Annotated in this window: 8 protein-coding genes; 6 read left to right on the top strand and 2 right to left on the bottom strand. The window is 71.3% G+C overall.

Features of this window, described 5'->3' with window-relative positions; all coding sequences use genetic code 11:
• Positions 1–168: 168 nt before the first annotated feature.
• The 5 genes from ACWD0A_RS21515 (at position 169) to serA (ending at position 8,509) form a co-directional block, all read left to right on the top strand.
• A complete protein-coding gene (locus ACWD0A_RS21515) occupies positions 169–2,979 on the top strand; it encodes a putative bifunctional diguanylate cyclase/phosphodiesterase (RefSeq protein ID WP_451300360.1) in 2,811 nt (936 codons plus the stop codon).
• A gap of 212 nt (positions 2,980–3,191) precedes the next feature.
• The gene (locus ACWD0A_RS21510) at positions 3,192–5,045 is read left to right on the top strand and encodes an acetolactate synthase large subunit (RefSeq protein ID WP_451300358.1); all 1,854 of its coding nucleotides are present in this window, start codon (positions 3,192–3,194) and stop codon (positions 5,043–5,045) included.
• 26 nt (positions 5,046–5,071) lie between these two features.
• Positions 5,072–5,596: an acetolactate synthase small subunit gene (ilvN, locus tag ACWD0A_RS21505; protein ID WP_005311534.1), complete on the top strand. Its 525-nt coding sequence runs from the start codon at positions 5,072–5,074 to the stop codon at positions 5,594–5,596.
• A 91-nt stretch (positions 5,597–5,687) separates the two neighbouring features.
• Positions 5,688–6,689, top strand: a complete 1,002-nt coding sequence (gene ilvC / locus ACWD0A_RS21500; protein ID WP_307713286.1) for a ketol-acid reductoisomerase — start codon at positions 5,688–5,690, stop codon at positions 6,687–6,689.
• Between the two features lie 227 nt (positions 6,690–6,916).
• The gene (gene serA / locus ACWD0A_RS21495) at positions 6,917–8,509 is read left to right on the top strand and encodes a phosphoglycerate dehydrogenase (RefSeq protein ID WP_451300356.1); all 1,593 of its coding nucleotides are present in this window, start codon (positions 6,917–6,919) and stop codon (positions 8,507–8,509) included.
• Between the two features lie 371 nt (positions 8,510–8,880).
• Here the strand turns inward: serA and ACWD0A_RS21490 are convergent, their stop codons facing one another.
• Positions 8,881–10,446 (bottom strand): MFS transporter, encoded by a 1,566-nt coding sequence (locus tag ACWD0A_RS21490; protein WP_451300354.1) that lies wholly within the window; start codon positions 10,444–10,446, stop codon positions 8,881–8,883.
• Positions 10,447–10,556: 110 nt separating this feature from the next.
• Here ACWD0A_RS21490 and ACWD0A_RS21485 point away from each other — a divergent pair, with 110 nt between their 5' ends.
• Complete coding sequence (locus ACWD0A_RS21485) at positions 10,557–11,141, top strand: TetR/AcrR family transcriptional regulator (protein ID WP_451300352.1); 585 nt, start codon at positions 10,557–10,559, stop codon at positions 11,139–11,141.
• Between the two features lie 10 nt (positions 11,142–11,151).
• On the opposite strand, the gene ACWD0A_RS21480 is transcribed toward ACWD0A_RS21485, so the two are convergent.
• Complete coding sequence (locus tag ACWD0A_RS21480) at positions 11,152–12,381, bottom strand: PucR family transcriptional regulator (protein WP_451300350.1); 1,230 nt, start codon at positions 12,379–12,381, stop codon at positions 11,152–11,154.
• Between the last annotated feature and the right edge of the window lie 97 nt (positions 12,382–12,478).

Raw genomic sequence — 12,478 nt, 5'->3', positions numbered from 1 at the left:
GACCGACCATCCGACGCGGCAGGGCCGCCGACGGCGACTGCTGTGCACTGCGGCGCGCAGGACCGACCGGGCGCCGCGCCTGCCGATGTGCCGGCCGCGGTCGGCACATCCACCGCTCACCCACCCGGCGCGGCCCCAGCCGCCGACCACGTACCCGAGGGTGGTCCGGTGAGCGCCCCCGGGGCGATGATGGCCCGGGGCCCCGTCCCGGCCGGCGCTGCCGCGCTGCTTCCGCAACTGACCCTGGCCGCCGTCTGCGCCGCCTACGGCGTCGGCGCGGCCCTGGGCTGGGGATCGCGCCACGTCGCGTTGATCATGGGCGACTTCGGCCTCAGCGCCGCCGCGCTCGTCGCCGCCGTCTCGTGCCTGGTCTACGCGCGCACACCCGAGTGCCGCTTCCGGCCCGCCTGGCTGCTCTTCTCGATCTCGTCGCTCATGGCGTCGGCGGGGAACGGCGTATGGGGCTGGTACGAGGTGGTGCTCGGGCGCGAGGTGCCGAGCCCCTCCCTCGCCGACCTGTTCTTCCTGTGCTTCGCGCCCCCGGCAATCGTCGGACTCCTGGTGCTCGCCAAGCGCCCGGCGACCAGGGCCGGCTGGGTGTGCCTCGCACTCGACGCGTGGCTGATCGGCGGCTCGCTGCTCACCCTGTCGTGGAGCCTCGCCCTCGCCCACACCGCGCACGCCCAGGGCGAGAGCGTGGCCCCGGCCGCACTGGCCCTCGCGTACCCGCTGCTGGACATCGTGCTGGTCAGCATGGTGCTCGCGCTCCATTTCCGGCGTTCGCCGACCAGCCGGTCCGCCGTCAACACGGCGATCGCCGGCCTCGCGCTGACCGTGCTGTGCGACGCCCTGTTCACCTCGCCGCTGCTGCGGGAGAGCTACCGTTCGGGCCAACTGCTCGACGCGGGCTGGTTCGCCGGCTCGCTCCTGCTGGCGTACGCGCCCTGGGGCGCACGCCGCTCCGCCGAGACCGGGGGACCGCCGCGCGGACCCCGGCAGACCGGCAGGCCCCTCGCGAGTTCGCTGACCGCCCTCACGCCGTACCTCGCCGCGGCGGTGTGCACGCTCGGGATCCTGTACAGCGTCACCGAGGACCGCCGGGTCGACCGGGTCGTCGTGATCACCGGCTGCACCGTCGTGCTCGCTCTCGTCGTGCGCCAGGGGATCATGCTCCTGGACAACATCGCGCTCACCCACGAACTGGCCCAGAAGGAGAACCACTTCCGCTCCCTGGTCCAGGGCTCCAGCGACGTCATCATGATCGCCGCTCCCACCGGCGTCCTGCGCTACGTCTCGCCCGCGGCCACCAAGGTCTACGGGCGCGACGCCGAGGAGCTCGTCGGCTCCGAGCTGGCCTCGCTGATCCACCCCGACGACCTCGGCCGCGTGGTCCACGAGCTGCGCCGGTTCCTCGCCGCGGCGCCCGCCGACGAGCCGACGACCCGCATCGAGTGCCGCTTCCGCTCGGGCGCGGGCGACTGGCTCAACGTGGAGTCCACGGTCAGCCGCCACCAGGGCGGCCTGATCCTCAACAGCCGTGACGTCACCGAGCGGGTGCGCCTGCAGGCCCAGCTCCAGCACAACGCCGAACACGACCCGCTGACCGATCTGCCCAACCGCGCCCTGTTCACCGAGCGGGTCCGCCGCGCCCTCAGCGGGCGCAGGGCGGGCGATCCGGGTACCGCCGTGCTCTTCATCGACCTCGACGGTTTCAAGGGCGTCAACGACCGTCTCGGCCACCAGGCGGGCGACGAGCTGCTGATCCAGGCGGCCCGGAGGCTGGCCGATTCCGTACGGGCGGGTGACACGGCCGCCCGGCTCGGCGGCGACGAGTTCGCGGCCCTCATCATCGGCGACGGCACCCACGACGGGACCGCGCGCGAGCTCCAGGTCCACGAGATCGCCGACCGGCTGCGGCTCATGCTCTCCCAGCCGTACCGCGTCGACGGCACCGAGGTGCGGGTGGCCGCCTCCATCGGGGTGGCCTTCGCCGAGCCGGCCATGAGCCCCACCGACCTCATGCGCAACGCCGACCTCGCCATGTACCGGGCCAAGGCCGCCGGGAAGAACCGCGTCGAGCTGTACGCGCCCCAGATGCAGGCCGACGTGGTGCGCCGGACCGAGCTGGCCGCCCGTCTGCACAGCGCCCTGCGCGACGGGGAGTTCGCCCTCCTGCACCAGCCCGTGGTGAGCCTGACCACCGGCCGGATCGCCGCCGTGTCGGCGCAGGCCCGATGGCGGTCCGCGCAGGGCATCCTGTTCACCCCGGCCGAATTCCTGCGGGTCGCCGACGACGGCCACCGCAGCGCCGAGCTCGGCCGCTGGCTCCTCGAAGAGGCCGTGGAGCAGGCCGCCGAGCGGGGCAGGCTGGGGCATCCGACCCCGGTCTCCGTACGGCTGTCGGCCCGGCTCCTGCTGGACAGGTCCCTGCCGCTCGGCTCGATCGAGGCGCTGCTCACCCGCCACCAGCTGCCGTCCGGAGCGTTGATCATCGAGCTCGCCGACAGCGACCCGCGGATCTCGTTCGACGAGCTGGAGCAGCGGCTGGTCGCCCTGCGCAGACTCGGCGTACGGATCGCCCTGGACGGATTCGGCAGCGGCTACGCGGCCATCAACGCGCTGCGCCGGCTCCCTGTCGACGTGCTCAAGCTCGACCGGGGCCTGGTCGAGGGCGTCGTCGAGTCCGCGCGGCTGCACAAGATCACCAGCGGGCTGCTCCGCATCGCCCGCGATCTCGGCATGCAGTCCGTGGCGGACGGCGTCGACGTCCCGGAGCAGGTTCTCGCGCTGCGGGCCATGGGCTGCACGCACGGCCAGGGAATGGCCTTCTCGGGACCGCTGGACGAGTACCGGCTGCGCCGTGCCCTGGTCAGGGAGGAGTACCCGGTCCCGGCGGGGATGGCTCTGCCGGTGCTGACCGGTGGAATTCCGCCGGCGCGAAATGGCTCAAATACTGAGACGCGCGTCCCACCCACTTGACAGTGATGGCGCGGCGGGGAGAGGGTCAGTGCCATGCGCACCCGAATTCTCGTACTTGGAAAGCGCGTCGGCTGAGCAGAGCCGCACCGATCAGGCTCTGCGGACACCTCCCGACGCGCTCCCCTCGCTTGCCTCACGGCACGAGGGGTTTTTTGTTGCACCGGCACGTACCAAACCCTCGCAAAAACCCTCAGCATCGAGAAGAGAAGCCGATGACCGAGCAGGCCACTGGGGCCCACCATCCTCAGCCGCGGGCCCGTAGCGGCGGACAGCCGTCCGCCACCGTCGAACACGTCACGGGTGCGCAGTCCCTCATCCGCTCTCTCGAGGAAGTAGGGGCCGAGACGGTCTTCGGCATTCCGGGCGGCGCCATCCTCCCGGCGTACGACCCGATGATGGACTCCTCCAAGGTCCGTCACGTCCTGGTCCGCCACGAGCAGGGCGCCGGCCACGCGGCCACCGGATACGCGCAGGCCACCGGCAAGGTCGGCGTCTGCATGGCCACCTCGGGTCCGGGCGCCACCAACCTGGTCACCCCGATCGCCGACGCGCACATGGACTCCGTGCCGCTCGTCGCGATCACCGGCCAGGTCTCCTCCAAGGCGATCGGCACGGACGCCTTCCAGGAGGCGGACATCTGCGGCATCACGATGCCGATCACCAAGCACAACTTCCTGGTGACCAAGGCCGAGGACATCCCGCGCACCATCGCCGAGGCGTTCCACATCGCCTCGACCGGCCGCCCGGGCCCCGTCCTCGTCGACATCGCCAAGGACGCCCTCCAGGCGCGGACCACCTTCAGCTGGCCGCCGCAGACCGACCTGCCCGGCTACCGACCGGTCACCAAGCCGCACGCCAAGCAGATCCGCGAGGCCGCCAAGCTCATCACCGCCGCCAAGCGCCCGGTGCTGTACGTCGGCGGCGGCGTCATCAAGGCCGGCGCGACCGCCGAGCTGAAGGTCCTCGCCGAGCTCACCGGAGCCCCCGTCACCACCACCCTGATGGCGCTGGGCGCGTTCCCCGACAGCCACCCCCTGCACGTGGGAATGCCGGGCATGCACGGTGCGGTCACCGCCGTCACCGCGCTGCAGAAGGCCGACCTGATCGTCGCCCTCGGAGCCCGCTTCGACGACCGGGTCACCGGCAAGCTGGACAGTTTCGCCCCGTACGCCAAGGTCGTCCACGCCGACATCGACCCGGCCGAGATCGGCAAGAACCGCACCGCCGACGTCCCGATCGTCGGCGACGCCCGCGAGGTCATCGCCGACCTGGTCCAGGCCGTCCAGGCCGAGCACAGCGAGGGCAACACCGGCGACTACACCGCCTGGTGGAAGGACCTCAACCGCTGGCGCGAGACCTACCCGCTGGGCTACGAGCAGCCCGACGACGGCAGCCTCGCCCCCCAGCAGGTCATCCAGCGCATCGGCGAACTCGCGCCCGAGGGCACGATCTTCGCCGCCGGCGTCGGACAGCACCAGATGTGGGCCGCCCACTTCATCGACTACGAGCGGCCCGCCACCTGGCTCAACTCGGGCGGCGCCGGGACGATGGGCTACGCGGTCCCGGCCGCGATGGGCGCCAAGGCCGGACAGCCGGACCGCACGGTCTGGGCGATCGACGGCGACGGCTGCTTCCAGATGACCAACCAGGAGCTCACCACCTGCGCCCTGAACAACATCCCGATCAAGGTCGCCATCATCAACAACGGTGCCCTCGGGATGGTCCGCCAGTGGCAGACCCTGTTCTACAACCAGCGCTACTCCAACACCGTGCTGCACTCGGGCCCCGAGGCCACCGGCACGGAGAAGAGCGCCGGCACCCGCGTCCCGGACTTCGTCAAGCTGTCCGAGGCCATGGGCTGCTACGCGATCCGCTGCGAGTCCCCGGAGGACCTGGACAAGGTCATCGCCGAGGCCAACGCGATCAACGACCGCCCGGTCGTCATCGACTTCATCGTCCACGAGGACGCCCAGGTGTGGCCGATGGTCGCCGCCGGCACCTCCAACGACGAGGTCATGGCCGCCCGTGGCGTCCGCCCCGACTTCGGCGACAACGAAGACGACTGAGAGCCGTAGGAAGAGGTACGACGCACATGTCCAAGCACACGCTCTCCGTCCTGGTGGAGAACACCCCCGGCATCCTGGCCAGGATCGCCGCCCTGTTCTCCCGCCGCGGCTTCAACATCGACTCGCTCGCCGTCGGTGTCACCGAGCACCCCGACATCTCCCGCATCACGATCGTGGTCAACGTCGAGGATCTGCCGCTGGAGCAGGTGACCAAGCAGCTCAACAAGCTCGTCAACGTCCTGAAGATCGTCGAGCTCGAGCCCGGCGGCGCCATCCAGCGGGAGCTCGTGCTCGTGAAGGTCCGCGCGGACAACGAGACCCGCTCGCAGATCGTCGAGATCGTCCAGCTGTTCCGCGCCAAGACCGTCGATGTCTCGCCCGAGGCCGTCACCATCGAGGCCACCGGTTCGAGTGACAAGCTGGAGGCGATGCTCAAGATGCTGGAGCAGTTCGGCATCAAGGAGCTCGTCCAGTCCGGCACGATCGCCATAGGGCGCGGTGCCCGGTCCATCACGGACCGCTCGCTGCGCGCCCTGGACCGTTCCGCCTGACGCACCTTCTCGCCTGGCGAGACCCGCAGACCTCCCCATCCCCTCCCGCCGTACGGTGGGACGCAACACCAGCACTCCAAGGAGAATCCCAGTGGCCGAGCTGTTCTACGACGACGACGCCGACCTGTCCATCATCCAGAACCGCAAGGTCGCCGTGATCGGCTACGGCAGCCAGGGCCACGCCCACGCGCTGTCGCTGCGTGACTCGGGTGTCGACGTCCGCGTCGGTCTGCACGAGGGCTCCAAGTCCAAGGCGAAGGCCGAGGAGCAGGGCCTGCGCGTGGTGACGCCCGCCGAGGCCGCCGCCGAGGCCGACGTCATCATGATCCTCGTCCCGGACCCGATCCAGGCCCAGGTCTACGAGGAGTCCATCGCTCCGAACCTGAAGGACGGCGACGCCCTGTTCTTCGGCCACGGCCTCAACGTCCGCTACGGCTTCATCAAGCCGCCGGCCGGTGTCGACGTCGCCATGGTCGCCCCCAAGGGCCCGGGCCACCTGGTCCGCCGCCAGTACGAGGAGGGCCGCGGCGTTCCCTGCATCGCCGCCGTGGAGCAGGACGCCACCGGCAAGGCCTTCGACCTGGCGCTGTCGTACGCCAAGGGCATCGGCGGCACCCGCGCGGGCGTCATCAAGACGACCTTCAAGGAAGAGACCGAGACCGACCTGTTCGGCGAGCAGGCCGTCCTCTGCGGTGGCACCGCGGCGCTGGTCAAGGCGGGCTTCGAGACCCTGACCGAGGCCGGCTACCAGCCGGAGATCGCCTACTTCGAGTGCCTCCACGAGCTGAAGCTGATCGTGGACCTCATGTACGAGGGCGGCCTGGAGAAGATGCGCTGGTCGGTCTCCGAGACCGCCGAGTGGGGCGACTACGTCACCGGCCCGCGCATCATCACGGACGCCACCAAGGCCGAGATGAAGAAGGTCCTCGCCGAGATCCAGGACGGCACGTTCGCCAAGAACTGGATGGACGAGTACCACGGCGGTCTGAAGAAGTACAACGAGTACAAGACGCAGGACGAGAACCACCTGCTGGAGACCACGGGCAAGGAGCTGCGCAAGCTCATGAGCTGGGTCGACAACGACGAGGCGTGACCGGGTGGGCGAGGGGGCCGCACCCCGGCCCCCTCGCCCCCGCCACTTCGTCCAGCCACGGACGAGTGATCCTTCCACCGAGGCGCAAGACCCACCCTGGTGCACCACTACACTCATCACTACATACGCGTCAGGCCCACAGTGTCGTGCGTCTTCCACGCGGCTAGCCCCCTCCACCGCCTGCGGCCGTCGGGACGGCCGTCCGCACTGGACATGTGAGGACTCACGTGAGCTCGAAACCTGTCGTACTCATCGCTGAAGAGCTGTCGCCCGCGACCGTCGACGCGCTCGGTCCGGACTTCGAGATCCGGCACTGCAACGGCGCCGACCGTGCGGAGCTCATCCCCGCGATCGCCGATGTCGACGCCATCCTGGTCCGCTCGGCCACCAAGGTCGACGCCGAGGCCATCGCCGCCGCCAGGAAGCTGCGGGTCGTCGCCCGCGCCGGCGTCGGCCTGGACAACGTGGACGTCTCCGCCGCCACCAAGGCCGGCGTGATGGTCGTCAACGCCCCGACGTCCAACATCGTCACGGCCGCCGAGCTCGCCTGCGGTCTGATCGTCGCCACCGCGCGCAACATCCCCCAGGCCAACACCGCCCTGAAGAACGGCGAGTGGAAGCGCTCGAAGTACACGGGCGTCGAGCTCAGCGAGAAGACCCTCGGCGTCGTCGGCCTCGGCCGCATCGGCGTGCTGGTCGCGCAGCGGATGTCCGCCTTCGGCATGAAGATCGTCGCGTACGACCCCTACGTGCAGCCCGCGCGCGCCGCGCAGATGGGCGTCAAGCTCCTCACGCTCGACGAGCTGCTCGAGGTCTCCGACTTCATCACCGTCCACCTCCCCAAGACGCCCGAGACGCTCGGCCTGATCGGCAACGAGGCCCTGCACAAGGTCAAGCCGACGGTCCGGATCGTCAACGCGGCCCGTGGCGGCATCGTCGACGAGGAGGCGCTGTACTCGGCACTGAAGGAGGGCCGGGTCGCCGGCGCGGGCCTCGACGTGTACGCCAAGGAGCCGTGCACCGACTCCCCGCTGTTCGAGCTCGACGAGGTCGTCTGCACCCCGCACCTCGGCGCGTCCACGGACGAGGCGCAGGAGAAGGCCGGCATCGCCGTCGCCCGTTCCGTGCGCCTCGCGCTCGCCGGTGAGCTCGTGCCGGACGCGGTCAACGTGCAGGGCGGCGTCATCGCCGAGGACGTGCGTCCGGGCCTGCCGCTCGCCGAGAAGCTCGGCCGCATCTTCACCGCGCTCGCGGGCGAGGTCGCGGTCCGTCTCGACGTCGAGGTCTACGGCGAGATCACCCAGCACGACGTCAAGGTGCTCGAACTGTCCGCGCTCAAGGGCGTGTTCGAGGACGTCGTCGACGAGACCGTGTCGTACGTCAACGCCCCGCTGTTCGCGCAGGAGCGCGGTGTCGAGGTCCGCCTGACGACGGGCTCCGAGTCCCCGGACCACCGCAACGTCGTCACCGTGCGCGGCACGCTCTCCGACGGCGAGGAGGTCGCGGTCTCCGGCACGCTGGCCGGCCCCAAGCACCTCCAGAAGATCGTCGCCGTCGGCGACTACGACGTGGACCTCGCGCTCGCGGACCACATGGTCGTCCTGCGGTACGAGGACCGTCCGGGCGTCGTCGGCACGGTCGGCCGCATCCTCGGCGAGGGGGGTCTCAACATCGCGGGCATGCAGGTCTCCCGCGCGGAGGAGGGCGGCGAGGCGCTCGTCGTCCTGACCGTGGACGACACCGTGCCGCAGGCCGTCCTCTCGGAGATCGCGGAGGAGATCGGCGCGACGTCGGCCCGCTCCGTGAACCTCACGGACTGACGCGTCCGCGCGCAGGCGTACGAAAGGGCCCGGGGTTTCCCCGGGCCCTTTCGCGTACCCGCCGCTCCGGGACCTGGGGGCTCGGGCCCCCGGACCCTCCCCCTACGGCCTGGCGGGCGTGGGAGGGATCCCCGCCTGCGGCCTGGCGGGCGTGGGGAGGGACCCCCACCTACGCTCTGCGGGCGTGGGGCCCCAGCGCCTCAAGCGCCGACGGGGCTGGATTTCGCTGCGCGAAGTCAGCCCGTCCGGAGGCACCACCCACGGCCGCCAGGCCGTAGGGGGAGTTCGAGGGCACCGCTCGAAGCGCGGTACGGGGCCGGGGCTTGCCCCGGTTCGGGTAGGGGCGGGGTGGGGGACCAGCAGCCCGCGGGCTACCGCGTCAGTGCCTCCGCCCGCGCCGTCGGCCCGCCGGGCCGCACGCAGCAGACGCGCCTGCGCAGCAGCACGACGGCCACCACCGCCGCGGCGATCAACAGGGCGCCGCCCGCCACCGCCGCGACGTGCATCCCGTGCACGAACGCCTCCCGGGCCGCCTCCAGGAGCGACTGCCCGGGCCCGGCGGGCAGTCGGCCGGCCACCACGCTCGCGCCGCCGAGGGTCTCGCGGGCCGTGGCCAGCGCATCGCCCGTCAGCCCGGTCGGGGCCGTGTCGGCGAGGTCCCGGCGGTAGACCGCCGTTCCCACGCTGCCGAGGAACGCCATGCCCAGCGCCCCGCCGAACTCCTGCCCGGTCTCCAGCAACGACGCCGCCGAGCCCGCCTTCTCCGGCGGCGCCGCGCCCAGTGCCATGTCGGAGACCACCGCCATCACCGTGACGATGCCGCAGCCCATGACGGCCGCGGCGGTCAGCAGAACCGCCAGTGAGTCGGTGCCGGTGAGCAGAAGGACCGCGAAGCCGGCCGCGCCGGTCGAGAACCCGGCGACGACGACCGGGGCGCGCCCGGCACGCTGGGCGGCGGCGCCCGCGGCCGGTGCGGCGACGCCGACGGCGAGCGACGGCACGACGCTCCACAGCGCCGCCTCCATCGCGCCCATGCCGAGGACCGACTGCAGGTACTGGGTGGTGAAGAACGTCGCTCCCATCATGGCGAACATGGCGACGGTGTTGAGCACGATCCCCGACCCGAAGGCGCGCTCCCGGAACAGCACCCTGCTGATTACGGCGTCGTCCCGGCCGCGCTGACGCCGCACGAAGACGTATCCGACGGCGAGGCCGGCCGTGACGGACAGGGCCGTGAGGGGGCTGTAGCCCTCGGCGGCGATCTCCTTGAGCCCGTAGACCACGGGCAGGACCGCGCCCATCGAGAGCGGCACGCTCAGCAGGTCGAACCGGCCGGGTGCCGGGTCCCTGAACTCCGGTACCAGCACCGGCACCAGGATCAGCAGGAGCACCATCGCGGGCACGTTGACCAGGAACACCGAGCCCCACCAGAAGTGGTCCAGCAGCACGCCGCCGAGCACCGAGCCGAGCGCGATGCCGCCGGCCATGCCGCCGGACCAGATGCCGATCGCCTTCGTGCGCTGGCCGTCGTCGCGGAACATGTTGCGCACCAGCGCCATCGTGGAGGGCATCAGCGTCGCTCCGCCGATGCCGAGCAGTGCCCGTGCGGCGATGAGCATCTCGGCGCTGTGCGCGTACGCCGCGCCGATCGAGGCGACGCCGAACGCGCCGGCTCCTGTCAGCAGGAGCCGGCGCCGCCCGAGGCGGTCGCCGAGCGAGCCCATGGTGATCAGCAGGCCGGCGAGGGCGAAGGCGTAGATGTCGAAGATCCACAGCTGCTGGGTGCTGCTCGGGTCGAGCTCGCGACTGATCGCGGGGATGGCGAAGTAGAGGACGGAGACGTCCATCGAGACCAGGAGAAGCGGCAGCAGCAGGACGACGAAGGCCGTCCATTCGCGGCGTCCGGCGCGGGCCGGTGAGGCGGTGGGATGCGTCATGCCTGGCAATGTACGCACGTCTTAAACGATTGTATAGAACGACTGTTTAATACGTACGTACAGTACGTCTGTATGGGACGTTTGTATGGATCGGGCGGTAGGGTGCCGCTATGGGACATCGAGATGACCTGCTCGAAGGCGCCAAGCGCTGCCTGCTGGAAAAGGGCTTCGTGCGCACCACGGCGCGGGACATCGTCAAGGAGTCGGGGACCAACCTGGCGTCGATCGGGTACCACTACGGCTCGAAGGACGCCCTCCTCGCGCAGGCGTACGTCGCCCTGGTCGAAGGCGTCTCCGACGACTTCGACGCGGGGGAGCGAGCCACGACCGGGACGCGGCCGGGGTCGCTGGAGCGGTTCCAGGAGGTCTGGTCGAACGTGATCGGCACCATGCGGGGGCCGGACTCGCTGTGGCGGCTCAGCATGGAGATCGTGGTCATGGGCGACCAGCTGCCCGGGGTGCGCGACCACCTGGCCAGGGCCCAGCGCGAAGGCGCCCGCGGGATCATCCCGATGCTGATGGGCGGCGAGGAGTCCGATGTCGCCGAGGAAGACGTCGACACGCTCGGCAAGTTCTACATGACGCTCATGATGGGCCTCATCGCCCAGTGGACGTTCGACCCGCAGACGGCCACCCGCGCCGACGAACTCACCGAAGGGCTGCGGCGCGTGATGGACGCCGCCCGGAAGTCCTAGGCCCTGCCGCTCACAGCCGCACGCCCTTCAGCGCCATGTGCAGCAGCAGCCGGTGCTCGCCGTCGTCCAGGTCCAGGCCGGTCAGGGCCTCCACGCGCGACAGGCGGTAGTAGAGCGTCTGCCGGTGGATGCCGAGGGCCGCGGCCGTGCGGCCCGCCTGGCCCGCGCAGTCGAGGAACACCTCGGCGGTCCGGGCCAGTTCGGCGTGGGCGGGAGCGAGCAGTTCCCGGACGGCCGGGTCGTCCGCCGCTCCCTCGGGCAGGGCCGTCAGCATCCGGTACGGCCCGAGGTCCGACCACCGGGCGACCGGGCCGAGCCCGGGCTCGGCCAGCACCGCCCGGGCGGCGGACGCGGCCTCCCGCCACGCCCCGTCGAGCTCGCCGAGCCCGCGCCGCGCCGCAGCGACACCGGCCGCGACGCCGGTTCCCGCCTCCGCCCCCGCGGGACTGTGGCCGGAGGGCGGCCCCGCCGCCTCACGCAGCCGTGCGGCGACCGTCAGTGCGGCCGCGTTGTCCGCCGAACGCAGGCGCACCAGCGCGGCGACGGCCCGGACAGCCGCCGGCCTCTCGCTCTCGAGGGGAACCGCACCCGAGGCGGCACCCGCCCGCAGCGGCACCGTGCACAGGGCCGCCGCCCCGGGCAGTGCGCGGGCCGACGGCGCGTCGTCCGCGGGCCACGGCGTCACACACACCACGGCGTGCGTCCCGTCGGCGTCCGCGCCCAGCGCCGTACGCAGCGCGGCCACCGCCATGTCGTACTGCCAGCCGCGCTCGGCGGCCAGCACCGCCCGCAGCTCACGCGACAGGTCGGCGCCCGCGCGCTCCTCGTCGGCCATGAGCGTGCCGATCCGCTCGGTCACCTCCATGGCCGCGGCGAGCTGTTCCACGGTCGGGCCCGGGTCGGCGTCGAGCAGCCACACGTACCCGAGGACGACGCCCCGGTGCCGCACCGGCAGGCAGATGCGGTCACGGAAGACGCCCGCGTCCGGGGCGGCGGGGATGCGGACCGGTCCCGTCGCGCGGGCGATGCCGAAGCCCTCGAACCAGGCGCGTACCGCAGGCGTGGACTTCCTGGTCAGGATCGACCGGGTGCGCACCGGGTCGAGCGTGGTCTCGTCGAAGGCGCTGTCGCTGTCGTGGGCGCCGAAGGCGATCAGTCCGAAGTCCCGGTTCTCCAGCGTCGCCGGCATGGCGAGCAGCGCGGAGATCTCGTCGACCAGGTCCTGGTAATCGCCTTTCATTCCGCCATTCTCGCACCGCTTCAGACATATGTCTGAGATCCGGGACACGGATGCGTGACAGCTGTCGATGGTCCGCGAACAGAGCGATCCTTAAGTT

Source organism: Streptomyces sp. NPDC002867 (assembly GCF_053591895.1).
This window is presented reverse-complemented; position numbering and strand designations above follow the sequence as displayed.

Excerpts from the sequence above, each read along its gene's own strand:
- ilvN (WP_005311534.1), top strand. The coding sequence starts at position 5,072 with ATGTCCAAGCACACGCTCTCCGTCCTGGTGGAGAACACCCCCGGCATC.
- ACWD0A_RS21490 (WP_451300354.1), bottom strand. The coding sequence starts at position 10,446 with ATGACGCATCCCACCGCCTCACCGGCCCGCGCCGGACGCCGCGAATGG.
- ACWD0A_RS21485 (WP_451300352.1), top strand. The coding sequence starts at position 10,557 with ATGGGACATCGAGATGACCTGCTCGAAGGCGCCAAGCGCTGCCTGCTG.
- ACWD0A_RS21510 (WP_451300358.1), top strand. The coding sequence starts at position 3,192 with ATGACCGAGCAGGCCACTGGGGCCCACCATCCTCAGCCGCGGGCCCGT.
- ACWD0A_RS21480 (WP_451300350.1), bottom strand. The coding sequence starts at position 12,381 with ATGAAAGGCGATTACCAGGACCTGGTCGACGAGATCTCCGCGCTGCTC.